The organism is Ramlibacter sp. (assembly GCF_050250995.1).
GTDB lineage: Bacteria > Pseudomonadota > Gammaproteobacteria > Burkholderiales > Burkholderiaceae_C > Ramlibacter.
Map to the genome: position 1 here is coordinate 69,895 of NZ_JBFWNP010000007.1, position 20,697 is coordinate 90,591.

Here is a 20,697-nt window from a genome sequence, read left to right on the forward strand (position 1 = left end):
CCGCGCGCTCCACTTCGTGCAGCCGATGAGCGAGCTGCGCTACATCGTCCGCCACGCCGGCACCGTGCTCGTGGGCCAGTGGGCCGTGATGGCCTACGGCGTCGTCGACACCATCGTCGCCGGCCGCTATTCGGCGCAGGCGCTGGCCGCGCTGTCGGTCGGCTCCGCCGTCTTCATCACCGTGTTCGTGGCCTTCATGGGCCTGCTGAGCGCGCTGCTGCCCGCCTGGGCCGAGCTCCACGGCGCGCGTCGCAACGAAGCGCTGGGCGCCTCCGTGCGGCAGTCGCTCTACCTCGCGCTCTTCGGCGGCATCGTCGGCGCGGCCGCCCTGCTCTTCCCCGGCCCGCTGCTCGCCTGGACCGAGGTGCCCGAGGCGCTGCAGGAGGACGTGCGCAGCTACCTGGCCATCCTGACCCTCGCGCTGCCGCCCGCGCTGCTGGTGCGCATGTACGGCACGCTGAACCAGTCGCTCGGCAAACCCCGGCTGGTGACGTGGCTGCAGATCGTGTCGCTCGGCGTGAAGATTCCGCTGACGATCTGGTTCGCCTTCGGTGGACTGGGCCTGCCTGCCATGGGCGCGGCGGGCTGTGCGTGGGCGACGGTCGCGGTCAACTGGCTGTTCGTCGGCACGGCGCTCTGGCTGATCCGCACGCAGCCGCTGTACGCGCCTTACGCGATCTGGCGCCGCATCGAGCGGCCCGACTGGCGCGTGCTGCGCGAGTTCGCGCGCGTCGGCATTCCCTCGGGCCTCTCGATTGTCGTCGAGGTGACCTCGTTCACGCTCATGGCGCTCTTCATCGCGCGGCAGGGCACGCTCGCGGCGGCCGCCCATCAGATCACCGCGAACTTCGCCGCGCTGATGTTCATGGTGCCGTTGTCCATCGGCATCGCGACGAGCGCGCGCACGAGCTACTGGCTGGGCGCGGGCGATCCGAAGCTCGCGCGGCGCACGGTCCGCACCGGCCTGAAGCTCGGCATCGGTCTTGCCGCGACGATGTGCCTCGGCCTGTACATCGGCCGCCACGCCATCGCGAGCGTGTATTCGGCGCAGCCCGCGGTGGTCGCGCTCGCATCCAGCCTGCTCGCCTGGCTCGCGCTCTACCACCTGGGCGATGCGCTGCAGGGCATGATCGTCTTCATCCTGCGCTGCTACCGCGTGGCCATCGCGCCGCTGCTGGTCTACTGCGTTCTGCTGTGGGGCGTGGGACTCGGGGGCGGCGTCATGCTCGCGTATCGCGGCGTCGGGCCGTGGCCCGCGCAGAATTCGCCGGCCGCGTTCTGGATCGCCGCGAGCGCCGCGCTCGCGGTCGCCTCGCTCATCCTGAGTGCGATTCTGTGGCGCGCGGTTCGGCGCCATCGGTGACGCGCACCGCGCGCACCCGGCTCGCGGGGAAGACGATGGCGAAGGTGGAGCCCTCGCCCACGACGCTCTCGACCTTCAGTTCCGCCCCATGGCGCTGCACCACGTGCTTGACGATCGCCAGGCCGAGACCCGTGCCGCCGGTCTCGCGCGAACGGCTGCGGTCGACGCGGTAGAAGCGTTCCGTGAGGCGGGGGATATGCTCCGGTGAGATGCCGGGTCCGGTGTCGCGGACCGAAACTTCGAGCTTGCCATTCGCGTGCGGCACCCACGCGGCATCGACACGCCCGCCTGCCGGCGTGTAGCGAACCGCGTTGCTGAGAAGATTTCCCATGGCGCTGATCAACTCGTTCGGCGAGCCCGCGAGTTCGAACTCGGGCGCAGCGGCGATCGTGAGTCTTTGCGCTCGCCCCAGAATCGTGGACAGCGCGCGCGCCTCCTGCTCGCATTGCGTCCATAGCGCGGAAACCGGCGTCCACTCGCCCGCTCCCGGAAGCGGGCTGCCTTCGAGCCGCGACAGCGTGAGCAGGTCGCTGACGAGCGTCTGCATGCGCTGCGCCTGCTGCGCCATGAGCTGCAGGTAGCGTGCGTGCTCCTCAGGCGCAAGCGAGAGGTTCTGCAAGGTCTCGACGAAGCCGGTCAGCACCGTGAGCGGGGTGCGGATTTCGTGCGAGACGTTGGCCACGAAGTCGCGGCGCATGACCTCGGCCTGCTCCACGGCGGTGATGTCACGCGAGAGCAGCAGCTTGCGGCCTTCGCCGTAGGGATGGAGGTGGACGGACAGCTTCGCCGGGCGCGTGGGCGTGCTGCCCGGGGCGGCGATCACGACTTCCTGGGTCCACGAGCGGCCCTGGTAATACGCGGAGAACGTCGGGGCGCGCACGAGGTTGCCGATCAGCTGAGCCTTGTCGCGCGCGAAATCGAAGCCGAACTGCTCGGCGGCGGTCTGGTTGAACCACTCGATGCGGCCCTGCGGATCGAGCAGGATGACGCCATTGGGCGACGCCTGCATTGCCGCGAGGAACTCGTCGAGGCGACGCTTCGATTCGGCCAGCTCGCGGTCGCGCGCCTGCAGTGCCTTGCGTGTGCGCTCCAACGCCTCGCCCCAGAGGCCGCCGACCGCCGGCACGCGGTCGGGTTGACCCCGGCGCAGCCAGCGCAGCACGCGACCGGCACGCAGCGTCTCGACCGCGAACCAGCCGAGCGCTCCGGCCACGAGACCGACCGTGATGCCGCGCGAACCGCCGAACCATGCGCCGAGCAGGCCACCGGCAAGAAGGCAGAGAAGGATGGCCGCCAGCCGTGCAAGCATCGGCGAAGCTTAACGTGCGCAAGCCTCAGGCGGCGGCGCCGGTCGAGGCGTGCGCGCTGAGGCGGTAGCCCGCCCCGCGCACGGTCTCGATCATCGCGCCGGCCGCGCCGAGCGACTCGCGCAGGCGCTTCACGTGAACGTCCACGGTGCGCTCCTCGATGTACACGTGGTCGCCCCATACCTTGTCGAGCAGCTGGGAGCGGCTGTGCACGCGTTCGGGGTTGCGCATGAGGTGCGCGAGCAGCTTGAACTCCGTCGGCCCGAGCTTGACGGCCTGCGCGCGCCAAGTGACGCGGTGCGTCGCCGCATCGAGCTTGAGCTCGCCCACCGACAGCGTTTCGTCGACGGCCACGGGCGCGCGCCGGCGCAGCACCGCGCGGATGCGCGCCAGCAATTCCTGCGTGGAGAAGGGCTTGGTGATGTAGTCGTCCGCGCCCGCGTCGAGGCCGGCGACCTTGTCGGGCTCGTCGCCGCGCGCGGTGAGCATGAGGATGGGAATGTCCTTGGTCCGCGCATCGGCGCGCCATTTGCGCGCGAGCACCAGGCCGCTTTGCCCCGGCAGCATCCAGTCGAGCAGGATGGCGTCGGGGAGCGCGGCCTCGAGCTCGCGGTCGGCGTTCGCGCCGTCTTCAGCCCACACCGGCTGCAGCCCGTTGTGGCGCAGGTTGACGGCGATGAGCTCGGCGATCGCGGGCTCGTCCTCGACGATCAGGATGCGCGGCGGCTTCTTCATGCTCTCAGCGGACGACGGACTCGACGTTCTCGATGGAAGTGTGGCGCACGTCGGCGCCCTTCACCACGTAGATGATGAACTCGGCGATGTTCTTGGCATGATCGCCGATCCGCTCGATCGCCTTGGCGCAAAACAGCAGATCGAGGCTGGCCGAGATGGTACGCGGATCCTCCATCATGTAGGTGATGAGCTTGCGCACGAAGCCGTCGAACTCGCGGTCGATGGCATCGTCTTCCTTCATGATCGCGAGCGCCACCTTGACGTCGAGGCGGGCGAGCGCATCGAGCGCCTTGCGCAGCAGCGCCGAAGCGAGATCGGCCTCCACGCGCAGTTCGGACGACGGCAGCGTGCGTTGCTTGCCGCTATTGACGATCGACAGGACCATGCGCGCGATGCGTTCGGCCTCGTCGCCCGCGCGTTCCAGGTTGGCGGTCGTCTTCGAAATCGCGATCAGCAGACGCAGGTCACGCGCGGTGGGCTGACGGCGCGCGATGATGGAAGACAGCTCGCGGTCGATGTCCACCTCCATCATGTTCACCCGCACCTCGATATCCACGACCTGCTGCGCGGCCTCGACGCTGAACTGCGAAAGCGCATAGACCGCGGTGCGGATCTGCGACTCGACGAGCCCGCCCATTTCCATGACGCGGGTGGAGACGCCGCTCAGCTCGCTGTCGAACTGGCTCGAAAGGTGTTTGTCCATCGCTCGCTCCTAGCCGAACCGGCCGGTGATGTAGTCCTCGGTCTCCTGGCGCTTCGGCTTCATGAAGATTTCGTTCGTCGCGCCGTATTCGATGAGTTCGCCCAGGTACATGTAGGCGGTGTAGTCGGACACGCGCGCCGCCTGCTGCATGTTGTGCGTGACGATGAGGATCGTCACCTTGTTCTTGATCTCGCCGATCAGCTCCTCGATGGCGCCGGTGGCGATGGGGTCGAGCGCCGAAGTCGGCTCGTCGAACAGGACGATCTCGGGATCGGTCGCCATCGCGCGCGCGATGCACAGGCGCTGCTGCTGTCCGCCCGAGAGGTTGACCGCCACTTCGTCCAGCCGATCCTTGACTTCGTTCCACAGCGCCGCGCCCTTGAGCGCGGACTCCACCTTGTCCTCGAGATACGACTGCGACTTCTCGCCGCGCACGCGCAGGCCGTAGGCCACGTTCTCGAAGATCGACTTCGGAAACGGGTTGGGCTTCTGGAACACCATCGACACGCGCATGCGCACCTCGATCGGGTCGACCGACGGATGCAGGAGATCGACGTTGTCCGGATGCAGCTCGATCGTGCCGTCGTAACGGTGGCCGGGGTAGAGATCGTGCATGCGGTTGAAGCACCGCAGATACGTCGACTTGCCGCAGCCGCTGGGCCCGATCAGCGCCGTCACGCGGTTCTCGTAGATCGGCATCGTGATGCGCTTGAGCGCCTTGAAATCGCCGTAGTAGAAGTCGAGGTCTTTCGAGCGTGCCTTCAGCGGCGGCGCGTTCTCGGGGAGGGTCAGCGTAGAGGTCATGATCCGGTCACCACTTGATGTTTTTCCGCAGGCGGTAGCGCAGCCAGATCGCCAGGCCGTTCATGCCCAGCGTCAGCACCACGAGCACCAGGCTCGCGGCGGCGGCGTTCGCGTGGAAGGCCGGGTCGGGTCGCGAGGTCCAGTTGAAGATCTGGATCGGCATCACCGTGAAGGGCGAGAAGAGCCAGTCGAACGGGCCGCCGTCGCCGACGAAGGGCACCGGCGGCAGGAAGGCGATGAAGGTCAGCGCGCCGATCGTGATGATGGGCGCCGTCTCGCCGATGGCGCGCGACAAGCCGATGATCACGCCGGTCAGGATGCCGGGCATGCCGTAGGGGATGAGGTGATCGCTGCACACCTGCCACTTCGTCGCGCCGCAGGCGTAGGCGCCCTCGCGCACCACCTGCGGAATCGCGCGCAGCGCTTCGCGCGTCGCCACGATGACGATCGGCAGGATCAGCAGCCCGAGGGTGAGGCCGGCGGACAGGATGCTTTGCCCGAAGCCGAACGTATAGACGAACAATCCCAGCGCCAGCAAGCCGTACACGATGGAGGGCACGCCCGCGAGATTCGTGATGTTGATCTCGATGACGTCGGTGAACCAGTTCTTGCGCGCGTATTCTTCGAGATAGATCGCGCCGGCAATGCCGACCGGAATCGCGAACGACGCCGTCACCATCATCACGAGGAGCGAACCCACCCAGGCCGACAGGATCCCCGCCTGACCCGCGCGGCGCGACGGAAAGTTCGTGAAGAACTCCGAAGAGATTCGCGGCGCGCCGTCGATCACCATCTGCGTGAACAGCGCGACAAGCGTGAGGATGCCGACAGACATGGCCACCAGACCGACGACGCCGAAGATGACGTCCCAGCGCTTGTGGCGGCGGATGATGGACCGCAGTTCGGCGGACTTCTGTGCGCGTGCGGCGTCCATGTCAGTAGGCCTCCCTGAAGCGGCGGCGCAGCCAGTAGCCGAGCAGGTTGAATGCGAGGGTCAGCACCATGAGCGTGAGTCCGGCGGCGAAGATGGTCTGGTAGCCCACGCTGCCGTGCGGCAAGTCGCCCAGCGCCACCTGAACGATGTACGAGGTGACGGTGGCCGCGGGCTCGAGTGGATTGAGCGTGAGATTCGGCTGCATTCCGGCGGCAACGGCCAGGATCATCGTCTCGCCGACCGCGCGCGAGATGCCCAGGATGTACGCCGAGGCAATGCCCGAGAAGGCGGCGGGGACCACGACGCGCGTGGCCGTCTGGTAGCGCGTCGAGCCCATGGCATATGCGCCTTCGCGCAGGCTCATCGGCACGGCGCGCATCGCGTCCTCGGACAGCGAAGAGACGTAGGGGATGATCATGATCCCCATCACGATGCCCGCCGAGAGGATGTTGAAAGTCGGCAGCTCGGGGTAGATCTTCTGGATGATCGGCGTCACCACCAGCAGGGCGAAGAAGCCGTAGATGATGGTGGGGATGCCCGAGAGCAGCTCGAGCACCGGCTTGAGGATCTCGCGGACGCGGTAGCCCGCGAATTCGGACAGGTAGATGGCGATGATCGTGCCCAGCGGGATCGCGATGGCGAGCGCCACGAGCGAACTGCTGACGGTGCCCGAAAGCAGCACGAGGATGCCGAAGTGCGCGTCGTCGAAGAGCGGCGTCCACTGCCTGTCCGTGAGAAACGTGAGGAGCGGCACGTTGCTGAAGAAGACGAGCGACTCCTTCAGCAGGATGTAGACGATGGCGAGCGTGGTGAAGACCGAGACGCAGGCCGCGAGGAGCAGGATCGACTCGATGATCCTGTCCTTGCGCTGGCGCACGGCCTTGGAGCGGGCGAGCTGCGCGAGTCGCGCGTCGCCCGTCGGAGAAGCTGCGTTCAAGATGCGATCCGGGGTCGTCGTGGTGGTGGTCATGATTCTAGGGAGCCTCCGGACCGCGGACCCTGATTACAGGGAAGCCTCGCGCTTGAGCAGCTCGCCGATCGTGATGCCCACTTCGTTCTTGCCGCCGAACACGGTGCCCTTCTTGCCCTTGGCGATGTGGTCGAGTCCGACCTTGTAGGCATCCGCCGGCAGCGGCACGTACTTGACTTCCTTGGCCAACTTGGCGCCCTGCGTCATGTAGAAGTCGATGAACTTCTTGACTTCCGGCTTGGCGAGCGACTTCGCGTTGACGTAGATGAAGATCGGACGCGCGAGCGGCTGGTAGGTGCCGTTGAGCACCGTCGCTTCGCTCGGCGACACGGCCGGCTTGCCGTCCTTCTCGACGATCGGCAGCGCCTTGAGTTTCGCCTGGTTCTCGGCGTAATACGCGTAGCCGAAGTAGCCGATGGCGTTGACGTCGCCCGCGACGCCCTGCACCAGCACGTTGTCGTCTTCCGACGCGGTGAAGTCGCCGCGGCTCGACTTCGACTTGCCGACGATGGCTTCGGTGAAGTAGTCGAAGGTGCCCGAGTCGGAGCCGGCGCCGAACAGCTTGATCGGCTGGTCTGGCCAGGCCGGGTTCACCTGGTTCCAGCGCGTGATCTTGCCTTGGGCAGCGGGCTCCCACAGCTTCTTGAGTTCGGCGACCGTGGCCTGCTTCAGCCAGGCGTTGCGCGGATTGATGACGACGGTGAGTGCGTCGAACGCCACCGGCAGTTCGAAGTACTCGATGCCGGCCTTCTTGCAGTCATCCATTTCAGATTTCGAGATGGGCCGCGAGGCGTTGGAGATGTCGGTCTCCGCGCGGCAGAACTTCTTGAAGCCGCCGCCCGTGCCGGACACGCCGACGGTGACCTTCAGGCCCTTGTTGGCCTTCTGGAATTCTTCGGCGACCGCTTCGGTCACCGGGTAGACGGTGCTGGAGCCGTCGATCTTGACGACCTGGGCGTTCGCGGCGGCGCCGAGCATGAACAGCGCGGAGGCGGCCAGCAGCGACTTGACGTGGATCGATTTCATGGTTTTTCCTTTCGGGAAGGCGATGGGGAGACTTTATGACCGTCAGATGACGGTTATGTGACAACGATCAGGCGGTGGCGCGGCAGCCCTTGGCGACCACTTTGCCGCCATGGGCGAGTTCGGCCGTGCCGGCACCCGTGCTCAGGCGCCAGCCGTCGCCTTCGTAGACGCCGCCGTCACGGCGGTCCAGTTCCCAGCCGCCTTCGAAGCGGATGCGAACCGTCGAACCGTCGGCGGCCGCGCGGGCCGCGAGGCGCTTGCCGCCTTCGCAGGCGTACTCGACGAACTGGCCGGCCTTCATGCCGGCAGGCACCGTCGCGGTGCTGGCGCAGGCGGCCACGAGGGCGGCAGCGGCAAGCGACAGGGCGGATGCAGGTTTCATGAGGTGTTTCCTTTCGTGGCTGACGATCCGAACTGTCCGCGACGCGGATGACTCGTCCATGAAGAAGCCGTGACGATTCGATGACAAGCCCATCCCCGGCCATGGGCACCACGAACGGATCCGCGGCGGCGGCGGCCGCAGAGCGACCGGAGGTTCCGCACGATCCCGTCGACCTTGTCCGCGCCGCCCACGCCACGCGCATCGCCCGCGGTGCTATCCTGCCCCGCACATGCGCAACGGCACCCTCCTCGCCGCGGTCGACCTCGGCTCCAACAGCTTCCGCCTCGAGATCGGGCGCCTCGACCACGGGCACATCCACCGCGTGGAATACCTCAAGGAGACCGTGCGCCAAGGCAACGGCCTCGACGACGCGCGCAACCTCACGCAGGAAGCGATGGAGCGCGGCTGGGCCTGCCTCGCGCGCTTCGGCGAACGGCTCGCCGGCTTCACGAAGGGCCAGGTGCGCGCCGTCGCGACGCAGACGCTGCGCGAAGCCCGCAACCGCGACATCTTCCTGGCCGGCGCGCATCGCGCGCTCGGCTTTCCCATCGACGTGATCTCGGGTCGCGAGGAAGCGCGGCTCATCTACCAGGGCGTGGCGCATCTCCTGCCGCAGTCGGACGAGCGGCGGCTCGTCGTCGACATCGGCGGACGGTCCACCGAGCTGATACTCGGCAGGCAGTTCGAAGCGCGCGCGATGGAAAGCTACCGGGTCGGCAGCGTCGCGTGGTCGATGCGGTACTTTCCCGACGGCCAGTTCACCGAAGCCGCGTTCGACCGCGCGCGCATCGCCGCGCAGGCGGTGCTCGACGAGGCGCTCGGCACCTTCGAGCGCGGCGCCTGGGACACCGCGTACGGCTCCTCCGGCACCATCGGGGCGGTGGGCGACGTGCTGGTCGCCGCGGGTCACGACGCGGGCGCCATCTCACGCGACGGCCTGAAGTGGCTCCACGAGCAGTTGCTCGATGCGCGAAGCGCCGACCGCGTGCGGCTCGACGGATTGAAGGAAGACCGCCGGCCCGTGATCGGCGGCGGCCTGAGCGTGCTGCTCGCCGTGTTCGACCTGCTCGGCATCGAGCAAATGCATCCGGCCGACGGCGCGCTGCGCCACGGCGTGCTTTTCGACCTGCTCGATCGCGAACATGCCGCGACGGACGTGCGCTCGGCCACGGTCGCGCGGCTGGCGACGAAGTTCGAGACCGATGCCGCGCAGGGCGAACGCGTGGGCCGGGTCGCCGGCGTGCTGCTGCGCCAGCTTCGTTCGGGCGACGACGAAGCCTCGCTCGCCCGTCTCGCCGGCAAGCTCGACTGGGCGGCGCGCCTGCACGAGATCGGCAATCTCATCTCGCACAGCGACGCGCACAAGCACGGCGCGTACATCCTCGAGCACGCCGACGCGCCGGGCTTCGCGCAGCCGGAGCTTCACCGCCTGGGCATGCTGGTCCTCGGGCACCGCGGGAAGCTGCGCAAGCTCGAAGCCGACTTGAGCGACGAAGTCTTCGTGCACCAGCTGCTGGCACTGCGGCTCGCGGTCATCCTCTGCCATGCGCGGCGCGAGCCGATGCTGCAGGGACTCTCCGTGGCCGCGGGTCCGGGCGTCGCGACGATGGTCCTGCCGTCGGAGTGGGCGCGCAGGTACCCCCAGTCCGCGCACCTGCTGCTCGAGGAGACGACGGCGTGGCAGAAAACGCCCTGGACTTTCACGGTTCGCGAAACGGTATAAACTGTTTATATAGTTTCAACCGAGGAGTCGTCCATGCCCCGTTCCACCAAAGGCGCCGTGCCGAAAAAGACCGTCCCTGCCGCGAAGAAGCCTTCCGCCGCTTCGGCAAAAGCCGCGTCCGCAACCGCGCCCACGGAGGCGCCCGCCACCCGGCCTGTCGCCACGAAGCCCGTGCCGCGCCAGGCCGTCCCGAAGGCGGACAAGCGCGCAAAGCCCGTCAAGGCATCGAAAGCGGAACGGTCGGAAAGGTCGGAAAAGGGCGACAAATCGGAGAAAGCGGAGAAGTCCAGGAAGCCGAAGATGGTGCGCGACAGCTTCACCATCCCCAAGGCCGAGTTCGCCGTGCTGCAGGCGCTGAAGGATCGCGCAGCCGGCCTCGGTCGACCCGCAAAGAAGAGCGAGGTGCTGCGTGCCGGCGTGAGCGCCCTCGCGGCCATGAGCGACGCGGCCTTCCTCGCAAGCATGGGCGCCGTGCCCGCGATCAAGACCGGCCGGCCCGCGAAGGCCTGAGATATCGCTTTCCCGGCGCGCCTGCGGCCTTACAGGCTCTCCGGCGACTGCACCGCCCACACCACGGTCTGCTCGTGGCCGTCGCGCTCGCGCGTGCGCAGCCACCACACCGCGCCCTTGCGCAACGCGCAGCTGCCGCCGTCGACGTTGAGCAGCCGCGCGATGGTCTCGCCCAGCACCGGCTGATGGCCGACGATCAGGACCGGATGCCGCGCCGCGGGCCACTGCGCGGCTTCCAGCACGTCCTCCACGGTCGCGTCGGGCGCGAGTTCGTCGCGCACCTTGTACTTGCGCCCGAGCGCCAGCGCCGTCTGCTCGCAGCGGCGCGCCGGGCTGCACAGCACACGCGTGCCGTCGACGAGCTGACGATCCAGCCATGCGGCAACGCGCGCGGCCTGCTTCTCGCCGCGGGGCGTCAGCGCGCGTTCGAGATCGCCCTGCCCTTCTCCGGGCTCCTCGGCCTCGGCGTGGCGCCACAGAATCAGGTCCATGCTCCCTCCCCTTCCTCGCCGGACTTCGCGGCGTAACGCTGCATCAATGCGGCCTGCGCGCCGTGGCCTGAGCCTCCGTTCGCGCCGTCCGCGGGCTTGCAGAGTCGATAGCTGCCGTCGGCCTGAAGTTCCCACGCGTCGCGGTCGTCGTGCAGGTACGCCACGAGGCATTCGTCCACGATGCGCTGGCGCAGGTGCGGATCGTTCACGGGCCACGCGAGTTCGACCCGGCGCAGCATGTTGCGGTTCATCCAGTCGGCGCTCGAGAGATAAAGCTGTTCCTCGCCCGCGGCGCGGAAGTAGAAAACGCGCGAGTGCTCGAGGAATCGCCCGATGATCGAGCGCACGCGGATGTTGTCGGTCAGTCCGCCCAGGCGCGCGGGCAGCATGCAGGCGCCGCGCACGATGAGGTCGATGCTCACGCCCTTGCGCCCGGCCAGGATCAGCGAGCGGATCAGCGGCTCGTCGGTGAGCGAATTCATCTTCAGCACGATGCGCGCATCGCGCCCTTGCGCCGCCGCCTCGCCCGCGGCGTCGATCTGCTCGGTCAGCCGCCGATGCAGGTGAAAGGGCGCCAGCCACACCATGTTCAACTTCGGCAGGCGGCTCTGGCCCGCGATATGCACGAAGACGCTCTCCACGTCCTCCGTGAGTTTCGGGTCGGCGGTGAGGTGGCTGATGTCGGTGTAGAGACGGGCCGTGCGGGGGTTGTAGTTGCCGGTCGAGAGATGCGCATACCGCACGAGCTGCCGCCCCTCGCGGCGCGTCACGAGCAGCATCTTGGCGTGCGTCTTCAGGCCGACCACGCCGTAGACGACCTGCGCGCCGAGCGACTCGAGGATCTCCGCCGAATTGATGTTCTCTTCCTCGTCGAAGCGCGCCTTGAGCTCGACCACCGCCAGGACTTCCTTGCCGCGCCGCACCGCCTCGCGCAGCAATTCCATCATTTCGGAGTTCGCGCCGGTGCGATAGATCGTCTGGCGGATGGCCAGCACCTGCGGATCGTTCACCGCTTCGCGCAGAAAGTCGAGCACGCCATCGAAGCGTTCGAAAGGCTGGTGGATCAGCACGTCGCCGTGCTTGAGCCGCTCGAAGATCGAGCGCCCGGGCGTGATCTGCCCCGGATAGCTCGCGTGGTAGGGCGGAAACAGCAGCCGCGGCTCGTCGACGAGGTCGATCATCTGCTGCAGGCGCGCGAGGTTCACGGGTCCATGCACGCGATAGAGCGCCTGCTCCGGCAGGCCGAACTGACGCAGGAGGAAGTCCGAGAGATAGGGCGCGCAGCCTGCGGAGACTTCGAGCCGGACGGCCTGGCCGTAGTGGCGCTGCTGCAGGCCGAGGCGAAGCGCGGTGCGCAGGTTGCGCACGTCCTCCTCGTCGACCGCCAGGTCGGAGTGGCGGGTCAGCCGGAACTGCGAGAACTGCCCGACTTCGCGTCCCGGAAACAGGCTCTCGAGATGGGCGCGAACCATGCTGGACAGCGCCACCAGCAGCGTCTTCTTCCCCGACACTTTCGCCGGCATGCGGATCAGCCGCGGCAGCACGCGCGGCACCTTGACGATGGCGATCTCGTTCTCGCGGCCGAACGCATCCTTGCCGCCGAGCCGGACGATGAAGTTCAGCGACTTGTTGGCGACCTGCGGAAACGGATGCGCGGGGTCCAGCCCCACCGGTACGAGCAAGGGGCGCACTTCGCGCTCGAAATACTCCTGGACCCACTCCCTCTGGGCCGGGGTGCGTGCGCCGTGCGAGACGATCTCGATGCCGTGTTTCGCGAACGCGGGCATGAGCTCGTCGTTGTAGAGCGCGTACTGCTTCTCGACGAGTTCATGCGCCGCCACCGAGAGCGCCTCGAACGAATGCGCGGTGTACGGCCCCTTCGCTTCGCCGAGGCGCGCGGCCGTGGTGTGCGCGGCAGCGCGCACTTCGAAGAACTCGTCGAGGTTCGACGACACGATGGTGAGAAAGCGCAGGCGTTCGAGCAGCGGCACGTCCGGGCGCTGCGCCCAGTCGAGCACCCGCCAGTTGAAGGCAAGGATGCTGTGGTCGCGGTCGAGGAGCGCGACTTCGGTGGCCGCTGTGGCGTCGCACATGGGAGGTTTTGTGACGGATGAGTGACGGTCGCTCGACAGTGTCCCGGCCGCGTGTGACGGATTCGTGACAGCCGCTTCGACGTTGCGGCGGTCCATGCCGCTTCGGCTCACGCGCCGAGAAAGTGCTTGCGGTAGCGCGCCGGCATGTCGCCCAGCCGCATCATCATCGGCAGGTCCGCCGTGTTGAAGTCCGGGTCCCAGGCCGGCGCCCCCAGCACCATCGCGCCCAGGCGAAGGTAGCCCTTGATGAGTGCAGGCGGCTCCACCGGCAGGCTTGCGTCGAGCCGATCCAGCGGCAAGGGCAGCCGCGGTGTCACCCGATATTCGACCGGCGCGAGGTGCGTCGCCTTCACCTGGTTCCACACGCTCGCCGCCGCGTCGCCGCTCACCACGCCGTTGTGCAGCATCGGAATGCTCGCGCAGCCGATCATCGTGTCGAGGCGGTTGCGGGCCATGAAGGCCGCGAGGGCGCCCCACAGCGCGAGGATCACGCCGCCGTGGCGGTGCTCCGGGTGGACGCAGCTGCGACCGAGCTCGACCATGCGCTCGCGCAGGCCGCGCAGTCGCACGAGGTCGAATTCGGTGTCGCTGTAGAAGCTGCCGACGCGCTTCGACTGCGCAGCCGTGAGCACGCGGTAGGTGCCGATCACCTCGCCGCTGTCGTTGGCGCGCACCAGCAGGTGTTCGCAGAATTCGTCGAACAGGTCGACGTCGTGGCCGGGGACCGACGTGTCGAGCCGCGCGCCCATCTCGCCCGCGAAGACCGTGAACCTCAGTCGCTGCGCCGCGCGAACTTCGTCCGCATGGCGCGCCCAAGCGACCGAAATGCCGAGCCCGCGCTTCTCAGGAGGCGTTGCGTGCGGTCGAGGAAGCGACCCCCGGGGCAGCGAGACAGGCGAGAGCGGGAACGTGGGCGTGGGCAATTCGTTCATGCGGGGCTCCTTTTCGTTTTCGATGCCCGGCAGTGTCGGGAAGTCAAGTGACCGGTACGTGGCGATCCGGTGACGGCGCAATGACAGGCAGTGCGGATCGGACGCGATGCGACGGAAGTCTCTCGCGCCTCGCATGTCACGCGACTGTCATTCGCGTGACGAGAATCCGTCCGATGTCCGTCGCTTCCGCCGCCACCGTGTTCGCCGCGCCCCCGTCGCGGCCCCTGCATCTCTCCGCGCTCGTCGTTCCGGCGCGGCCCGACGAAGGCCATGGCGGCGCGGCGTCAGCCCACGCGGAAGCCGGCCTCTCCCCGGACGTGCGGCTCGCGGTGGCCGCACACGGGGTCCCGGCGTGGCGCACGATCGGAAATGCGGGGCGCGCGGGCATCGTGAAGGGGCTCGGCCAGTTCGCCTCTGCCACGGCAGGATTCGTCGTCGGTGCGGGCGCGAGCGCGGCGCTCGCAGCGTTCGGCCGCGCGGCATCGCCGGTGGCGCCCCTGGTCGGCGGCGCCCTTTTCGTGCTGCTCGCGGGCGGCTGGCTATGCCATCGCGCGGGGAATCTCCTGGCCGATGCCTCCGGCCTGGGCCGATGGGTCCATCACACGAGTGCGAGCGTGGCCGGCCTCGCGCCGCTGGCGGCCGCGGCCGCCAGCGCCTCCGCCGCCGCCTCGGCGCTCGCGGTGTCGTCGACCGGCGCACGCGGTGTCGCCGCTTTGACGCGCGATGGCCTCAACAACCTCGGGCGAGGCGCGCTCGGCGACACGCATCACGTCGACGAGGCCGGCATCCGGCTCTCCGCCGAAGAGGCATGGCATCGGCGCGACCGCGACGCGATGCTGGGCGCGCTCGTCGTCGACATCGCCGTCACGGCGCTCGGCGTCTACCTTCTTCAGCAGCGCATGGACCTGTCGGCCGCGCACGCTTCGACTCCCGACTCCACCGCCACGGCGTCGCCGCTCGACTCCGTCGTTCGCGATCTGGGCCTGGCCGTGGCGGCCGGCGGAATCCGCGGCCTGTATCAGCTGGCGGCGGAGTTGACCAAGGGTGTCGCGGCGCTGGCGGACCGTGGCGGTCTGACCTACGAAGAGGGAATGGGCGTACGTGCCGCCTTCCGCCGGAATCTCGCGAATGCCGACGAGATGGGAGCCGCCATCGCACGGGACGCAGGCATGCGCTACCTCCTCGGCGCAGGCGCCGACGTGAACCGGACGCTGGCCGATCTCGTCGATGCGTCGCCGCCCGGCGTGGGACGCGTGGCCGGCGAGTACGTGGCGGACTGGGCCGCCTGCATCTGGGGCGCGCTCGCCGAAGCGCGCCACGGGCTTGTGGTCGCGGGGCGACTTGCAGGCGCGCCCCTCAACACCCATGTGCCGAGATCCTCGCATGTCGACTCGCGTGCGCTCGCGGCCGGAGTCGCCGGGGGCATCGTCGTCGGTGCCGCGACCGCAGCCACGGCCACCCTGCTCGGCGTCGTGCCGGCAGGCGTTGCCGCTGCCGGACTCTGCGCCACGGCGACGGGCGCCTTCGTCGCAGGAGAAGCGGCGTCGCGCGCGCTGCGCGAATGACCCGTGGGCCGACGGCTCAGGTGCGCGCCGCTCACGCGAAACCCGCGCGAAACACGAGCAGGTGCTCGATGAGCCAATCGGCATCGTCGAGCGGCAGGTCGTGCCCGGTCTGCGAGTGCAGATGCAGCGGCAGCGACCAGGCTCGCGCCAGCGCGCGCGAACACTCCGGCGCGACGAGGCGGTCGTTCGACGATGCGAGCAGCAGCATCGGCACGTCGGGCCGCTGCTGCGGCAACCTGTAGGCCGCAGCAGCGCGAAGTTGCCGCAGGAAGTTCGCGCGGGTCACGGGTCGCGCTTCGAACAGCGCGGTCCATGCGCGCACTGTCGTTTCGTCTACCGGCTTGTTGCTCGTGAGCGCGAGCACGGCGCGTTCGCGCTCGTCGTCGCGAAGGCCGGGGCGCAGCAGGCCGGCAAGCGCCAAATAGCTCGCGGGCCGCAAGCGCTGCCAGAATGGCGACAGGCCCGCGAAGCTGGCATTGATGAGCACGCAGCCCGAGAGCTGGTGCGGCCGCCGCTCGGCCCATCGCATGGCCACCATGCCGCCGAGCGACAGGGCGACCGGCAGGAATGGCGGCCTGCATTGGCGAAGGTCGAGACGGTCGAGCACCGAATCGACCATGCCGTCCACCGTGCAGGGGCTTTCCAGGTGATGAAGCTCGCCATTGCCGGGCAGGCTGAACGCGACCACATGGTCGTCCTCCGGCACGCGCGCGCGCAATGCGCGGACAGTTCCGCTCCAGTGGCCGGCTTCGCGCGCGAGGCCGCGCAACAGCACCCAGGTCGTCATGCGGCGGACCTGTACCAGAGCGCCATGGCGGCGCGGCGATGCGTGTCGATATCGCCGCCGCGCGGCAGCCACATCGCGTGGCTCGCGGCGGCGCGCTGCACGAAATCCAGCAGCGGAAGGTGCCGGCGCAGCACGCGCTGCTCGCGATGCGCGAGGACGGGGTTGAAGATGCCGTCGCGCGAGAAGAGCTGACGCGGATTCTTCTTCACCCACAACCAGGAGCCCATTTCCAGCGTAAGCGGCAGGAACACGCGATTCGCCTGCGCGCACGCGCGCTGGTACAGGTGGTCCCACAGGTCGCCATGCGCGAGGTATTGGCGGCTCTGCGGCTCCATCACATAAGGATGGTGCGGAAGCGTCTGCGCGAAGATCGCATGCAGCGCGTGCAGCTGCGACACGTGCGCGATGGGCGAGCTGCGGTGGGCGAACGGAAACCACAGGCGGTCGCGAAGGCCGAAGCCCGAGTGGCAATCGAGCGCGAGGCCGAACGGGCGCGCGGCGACCTCGCGCTCCACCACGTCGCACAGGGCACGGCCCTCGGGCTCCATCGGCTCGCCCGCGCGACCCCGATACCAGGGCAGCAGGCTCGAGATTCGCTGGCCACCCACGAGCGGCGCGACGGGATCGAACGCATCGACGGGCGCGTTTCGCATGAGGTCGACCCCGTTCGGATTCGCGCGCGTGCCGCGCACCGTGCCGCCCGGATTCACGAGCGGCATGAAGACGATGCGCAACTGCTCGAGCAGCGCGTGCAGCGACGCATCCCAGCGCAGCCGCGCGACGACGTTGTGCAGCCAGGCAATGACCACGCGAGCGCCGATGCGCTCGAGCCCATGCACGCCCCCGAAGTAGCCTATGGCGCCCGCGTTCGGATCGTTCGATCCGAGCGCGATGGAGTACACGGGAAGCGTTCGCCGCCCGGCATCCACGCGACATTCGACGCGCACGTCGAGCCGCGCCCCGCCGGCCTCGATCGCACGTTCGATCTCCACCAGCTCCGGCAAGTCGTTCGGCACGGCCGCCACCTTACGCGCAGTTTGTGTCACGGCCGTGGCAGGCGTCGTTTCACGATCGTGTCACTCGGTTGCCACGCGATCGTCATCTGCCGTCCCTACGCTTCGCGGCTGCTTTCGCAGTCCATTCAACGAGGTGTACGACATGACAGAAGAGAACTTGAACACGAGCGGCAACCCCAGCATCCAGGACGTCGTGGAGCAGCGGCTGTCGCGCCGCGGCATGCTGCGCATGGGCGTCGGAACCGCGGGCGCCGCGGTCCTGGGATCGCTCTCGCTCGCCGCATGCGGCGGCGGCGGCGACGACGTGGCGGCCGCGCCCGCGCCTGCCCCATCGACCACGCCGATTTCACTGAATTTCCCCGCGGTGGCGAAGAGCACTGCGGACCTTGTCACCGTGCCTGCGGGCTACACCGCGACCGTGCTGTACGCGCTCGGCGATCCGCTGAACGCCGCAACGCCCGACTACCGCAACGACGGCACCGACACGAACTTCGAGACCCGTGCAGGCGACCACCACGACGGCATCGATTATTTCGGGCTCAACGCGGCGGGCACGGCACGCGACGTCGCCGGTTCCGAGCGCGGCATCCTCGTGATGAACCACGAGGCGCTGACCGACCAGTTCCTGCACGCCGCGGGCGTCACGGCGAATCCGCGCCCGGCCGCCGAGGCCGACAAGGAAATTCCCGCGCACGGCGTCTCGTGCGTCGAGGTCCGCAAGGTGAACGGCCGCTTCGTCTACCAGCGCGAGTCGCAGTACAACCGCCGCATCACGCCCAACACGCCCATCGAGATGCGCGGCCCGGTGCGCGGCAATGCGCTGCTGCGGACGAAGTATTCGCCCGCCGGCACCGACACGCGCGGCACCATCAACAACTGCGGCTCGAGCGTCACGCCTTGGGGAACCTTCCTCACCGGCGAAGAAAACTGGAGCGGCTACTTCGCGCGTTCCGCGACCGACGACACGGCGCGCGGCGGCGCCACGGCGAAGAGCGTGGTCTCGCTCGCGCGCTACGGCAGGCCTCAGAACTCCGCGAGCCGCCACGGCTGGGAGACGGCCGGCGCCGCCGACCTCTATGCGCGCTGGAACATCAGCCAGACGGGCACGTCCACCGACGGCACGGACGACTATCGCAACGAGATGAACACGTACGGCTATATGGTGGAGGTCGATGCGTACGCGCCCGCCGCCGCCGCTCGCAAGCGCACCGCGCTCGGCCGCTTCGCGCACGAGATGGGGATGTTCGGCCTCGCGCAGGCCGGCAAGCCGCTCGCCGTGTACATGGGCGACGACTCGCGCGGCGAGTACATCTACAAGTTCGTGTCGACCGCCTCGTGGGATGCCGCCGATGCGAGCCCCGCCAACCGCATGGCCGCGGGCGACAAGTACCTCGACGCCGGACGCCTCTACGCCGCCCGCTTCAACGCCGATGGCAGCGGCCAGTGGATCGAACTCACGATCGCGAACACGACGATCGCGAACTTCGCGAACTACCGCTTCGCCGACCAGGCCGACGTGCTGGTGAATGCGCGCCTCGCGGCCGACGCGGTGGGCGCGACGAAGATGGACCGCCCCGAGTGGGCGGCGGTGCATCCGGTGACGGGCGAGGTCTACGTCACGCTCACGAACAACAGCAACCGGAAGATCGAGGCGAGCGGTTCCGGCCAGCAGTCCGTCGACGCCGCGAATCCGCGCGCCTACACCGACGCCCCGACCGCCGCCACCGCGCCCGGCAACGTCAACGGCCACATCATCCGTTTCCGCGAAACGGGCAACGAGCCGGCGGCGACCACGTTCGCGTGGGACGTGTACCTCTTCGGCGCCGAGGCGGGCATGGATGCCACGCGCGTGAATCTCTCCGCGCTCACCGCCGACAACGACCTCTCGAGCCCCGACGGCATCTGGTTCAGCCGCAAGACCGGCCTGGTCTTCGTGCAGACCGACGACGGCGCGTACACCGACGTGACGAACTGCATGATGCTGATCGGCAAGCCCGGCCAGGTCGGCGACGGCGCCGTGCAGGCGCTGGAATACACGAAGGCGGACGGCAGCAAGCTCACGGTGAATGCGCGCGTAGGCGCGAAGCCGACGAGCGCGACGCTGCGCCGCTTCCTCGTGGGGCCGAAGGACTGCGAGATCACCGGCATCACCGAAACGCCGGACGGCAAGGCGATCTTCGTGAACATCCAGCACCCGGGCGAAACGATCGCGAAGGCGAACATCGGCGACGCGACGAAGTTCCTGAGCCACTGGCCCGGCAACGCGGGCTACGGCGCGGGCGGCGCGCTCGCGCGGCCGCGGTCGGCAACGATCGTGATCACGCGCAACGATGGCGGCCTGATCGGGACGGATGGGACCCAGGTCTTGAACGGGTATTGATCGCAGACATGGCGCCCGGCGTGGCCGCCTGGGCGACATCCTTGCCTGCGCGCGAACTTGCCATCCTCGGCCCCCGCTCTTGTCGAGCGGGGGCCGCTTTTCGTCACGGCGCCATCACCGGGCCGCGGGACCATCCAACCCATCGCGTGGAGAGCCCCATGCACGCACTCGCCTTCGTCGCCGCCGCCCTGGCATTCGGCCCGTCGCATGCGCAGGACCCCGCACGTGGTGCCATGCTCCATCTCCGCTCGCCCGACGGGCAGGCGAGTTGCGTGTCGTGCCATGGGCCGGACCCGTCCTCCTATCCGAACACACGCCGAGCGATTCATGACCCCGTGCTGCCGTTGGCGGCCACGTTCGCCTGCATCGCGCTGTGGCGGCGGCGACGGTCGCGTCGTGGAGCGACGAAGCTGCAAGACGGCTGACACACAACCGACACGCGCGCGTCACGCGTGGAACCGACATTCGGTCGCATGCCGCCCGATGACACCGTGCTGACCGCCGTCAATCCGCAGAAGCTGCGCACCGGGCTCGACCGGATCCGGCATGCCGCGGGCTATTCGCTGCAAGGCCTCCGTGCCGGCTGGGACGAACCGGCGTTCCGCCAGGAGGCCATCGCCTCCGTCGTGCTGCTGCCCGCTGCATTCTGGCTCGGGCGAAGCTGGGTCGAAGTCGCGCTACTCACGGGAACGGTGCTGCTCGTGATGATCGTGGAGCTGCTCAACACCGGCATCGAGACCGCCATCGACCGCATAGGACCCGAGTGGAACCACCTCTCGAAGCGCGCGAAGGACATGGGCAGCGCCGCCGTGCTGCTGAGCCTCACGCTCTGCGCCGGCGTGTGGTGCGCCGCGCTCGCATCGCGCTTCGCGATCTGAGGCGTCGCTCGACCGCGTACGTCCTTCAGCGACGCATCGGGACCGGGAAAGCGCTGCCGAAGCCTTTCCAGCGCACCGTGCATCGCGGTGGCGATCGG

At 68.6% G+C, this 20,697-nt stretch carries 21 protein-coding genes; 7 read left to right on the forward strand and 14 right to left on the reverse strand.

Annotated features, from left to right (window positions below):
• Positions 1–25: 25 nt before the first annotated feature.
• A complete protein-coding gene (locus AB7E83_RS08075) occupies positions 26–1,363 on the forward strand; it encodes an MATE family efflux transporter (RefSeq protein ID WP_428567556.1) in 1,338 nt (445 codons plus the stop codon).
• Here AB7E83_RS08075 and phoR read toward each other — a convergent pair.
• The 8 genes from phoR to AB7E83_RS08115 all read right to left on the reverse strand — a co-directional run bounded on the left by phoR (position 1,317) and on the right by AB7E83_RS08115 (position 8,224).
• Entirely contained in the window at positions 1,317–2,672 is a 1,356-nt protein-coding gene (gene phoR, locus AB7E83_RS08080) for a phosphate regulon sensor histidine kinase PhoR (RefSeq protein ID WP_428567558.1), read from the reverse strand. The genes AB7E83_RS08075 and phoR overlap by 47 nt on opposite strands.
• A gap of 25 nt (positions 2,673–2,697) precedes the next feature.
• Positions 2,698–3,405, reverse strand: coding sequence for a phosphate regulon transcriptional regulator PhoB (phoB, locus tag AB7E83_RS08085; RefSeq protein WP_428567561.1), 708 nt, complete (start codon positions 3,403–3,405; stop codon positions 2,698–2,700).
• A gap of 4 nt (positions 3,406–3,409) precedes the next feature.
• Positions 3,410–4,108, reverse strand: a complete 699-nt coding sequence (gene phoU, locus AB7E83_RS08090; RefSeq protein WP_428567563.1) for a phosphate signaling complex protein PhoU — start codon at positions 4,106–4,108, stop codon at positions 3,410–3,412.
• Between the two features lie 9 nt (positions 4,109–4,117).
• Complete coding sequence (pstB, locus tag AB7E83_RS08095; protein WP_428567565.1) at positions 4,118–4,912, reverse strand: phosphate ABC transporter ATP-binding protein PstB; 795 nt, start codon at positions 4,910–4,912, stop codon at positions 4,118–4,120.
• A 7-nt stretch (positions 4,913–4,919) separates the two neighbouring features.
• Entirely contained in the window at positions 4,920–5,846 is a 927-nt protein-coding gene (pstA, locus tag AB7E83_RS08100) for a phosphate ABC transporter permease PstA (RefSeq protein ID WP_428567567.1), read from the reverse strand.
• A 1-nt stretch (position 5,847) separates the two neighbouring features.
• Entirely contained in the window at positions 5,848–6,783 is a 936-nt protein-coding gene (gene pstC / locus AB7E83_RS08105) for a phosphate ABC transporter permease subunit PstC (protein WP_428567570.1), read from the reverse strand.
• A 66-nt stretch (positions 6,784–6,849) separates the two neighbouring features.
• Positions 6,850–7,842, reverse strand: coding sequence for a PstS family phosphate ABC transporter substrate-binding protein (locus AB7E83_RS08110; RefSeq protein WP_428567572.1), 993 nt, complete (start codon positions 7,840–7,842; stop codon positions 6,850–6,852).
• A 67-nt stretch (positions 7,843–7,909) separates the two neighbouring features.
• Positions 7,910–8,224: a hypothetical protein gene (locus AB7E83_RS08115; protein ID WP_428567575.1), complete on the reverse strand. Its 315-nt coding sequence runs from the start codon at positions 8,222–8,224 to the stop codon at positions 7,910–7,912.
• A gap of 229 nt (positions 8,225–8,453) precedes the next feature.
• Between AB7E83_RS08115 and ppx the strand changes: the two genes are divergently transcribed.
• Positions 8,454–9,947 (forward strand): exopolyphosphatase, encoded by a 1,494-nt coding sequence (gene ppx, locus AB7E83_RS08120; RefSeq protein WP_428567578.1) that lies wholly within the window; start codon positions 8,454–8,456, stop codon positions 9,945–9,947.
• A 5-nt stretch (positions 9,948–9,952) separates the two neighbouring features.
• Here ppx and AB7E83_RS08125 read toward each other — a convergent pair whose 3' ends face one another.
• Complete coding sequence (locus tag AB7E83_RS08125; protein ID WP_428567580.1) at positions 9,953–10,270, reverse strand: hypothetical protein; 318 nt, start codon at positions 10,268–10,270, stop codon at positions 9,953–9,955.
• Here AB7E83_RS08125 and AB7E83_RS08130 point away from each other — a divergent pair.
• Positions 10,248–10,457 (forward strand): hypothetical protein, encoded by a 210-nt coding sequence (locus tag AB7E83_RS08130; RefSeq protein WP_428567583.1) that lies wholly within the window; start codon positions 10,248–10,250, stop codon positions 10,455–10,457. The genes AB7E83_RS08125 and AB7E83_RS08130 overlap by 23 nt on opposite strands.
• 29 nt (positions 10,458–10,486) lie before the next feature.
• Here the strand turns inward: AB7E83_RS08130 and AB7E83_RS08135 are convergent, their stop codons facing one another.
• From AB7E83_RS08135 to AB7E83_RS08145, 3 genes are all read right to left on the reverse strand, one after another.
• A complete protein-coding gene (locus AB7E83_RS08135) occupies positions 10,487–10,948 on the reverse strand; it encodes a SixA phosphatase family protein (protein WP_428567585.1) in 462 nt (153 codons plus the stop codon).
• A complete protein-coding gene (gene ppk1, locus AB7E83_RS08140; RefSeq protein ID WP_428567587.1) occupies positions 10,939–13,041 on the reverse strand; it encodes a polyphosphate kinase 1 in 2,103 nt (700 codons plus the stop codon). Before ppk1 ends, AB7E83_RS08135 begins: the two co-directional genes overlap by 10 nt.
• Positions 13,042–13,148: 107 nt before the next feature.
• Positions 13,149–13,973: a GNAT family N-acetyltransferase gene (locus AB7E83_RS08145; RefSeq protein ID WP_428567589.1), complete on the reverse strand. Its 825-nt coding sequence runs from the start codon at positions 13,971–13,973 to the stop codon at positions 13,149–13,151.
• 173 nt (positions 13,974–14,146) lie between these two features.
• Here AB7E83_RS08145 and AB7E83_RS08150 point away from each other — a divergent pair, with 173 nt between their 5' ends.
• A complete protein-coding gene (locus tag AB7E83_RS08150; protein ID WP_428567591.1) occupies positions 14,147–15,538 on the forward strand; it encodes a hypothetical protein in 1,392 nt (463 codons plus the stop codon).
• A 31-nt stretch (positions 15,539–15,569) separates the two neighbouring features.
• Here the strand turns inward: AB7E83_RS08150 and AB7E83_RS08155 are convergent, their stop codons facing one another.
• The gene (locus tag AB7E83_RS08155; RefSeq protein WP_428567594.1) at positions 15,570–16,325 is read right to left on the reverse strand and encodes an alpha/beta fold hydrolase; all 756 of its coding nucleotides are present in this window, start codon (positions 16,323–16,325) and stop codon (positions 15,570–15,572) included.
• On the reverse strand, positions 16,322–17,341 hold the full coding sequence (locus tag AB7E83_RS08160) for a M14 family zinc carboxypeptidase (RefSeq protein ID WP_428567596.1): 1,020 nt from the start codon (positions 17,339–17,341) through the stop codon (positions 16,322–16,324). Before AB7E83_RS08160 ends, AB7E83_RS08155 begins: the two co-directional genes overlap by 4 nt.
• A gap of 142 nt (positions 17,342–17,483) precedes the next feature.
• On the opposite strand from AB7E83_RS08160, the gene AB7E83_RS08165 reads away from it, so the two are divergent.
• The 3 genes from AB7E83_RS08165 (at position 17,484) to AB7E83_RS08175 (ending at position 20,599) form a co-directional block, all read left to right on the forward strand.
• Complete coding sequence (locus tag AB7E83_RS08165) at positions 17,484–19,721, forward strand: PhoX family protein (RefSeq protein WP_428567598.1); 2,238 nt, start codon at positions 17,484–17,486, stop codon at positions 19,719–19,721.
• 158 nt (positions 19,722–19,879) lie between these two features.
• Positions 19,880–20,146, forward strand: a complete 267-nt coding sequence (locus AB7E83_RS08170) for a hypothetical protein (protein ID WP_428567600.1) — start codon at positions 19,880–19,882, stop codon at positions 20,144–20,146.
• Between the two features lie 48 nt (positions 20,147–20,194).
• Positions 20,195–20,599 (forward strand): diacylglycerol kinase, encoded by a 405-nt coding sequence (locus AB7E83_RS08175; RefSeq protein ID WP_428567602.1) that lies wholly within the window; start codon positions 20,195–20,197, stop codon positions 20,597–20,599.
• The last annotated feature ends 98 nt before the right edge of the window (positions 20,600–20,697 follow it).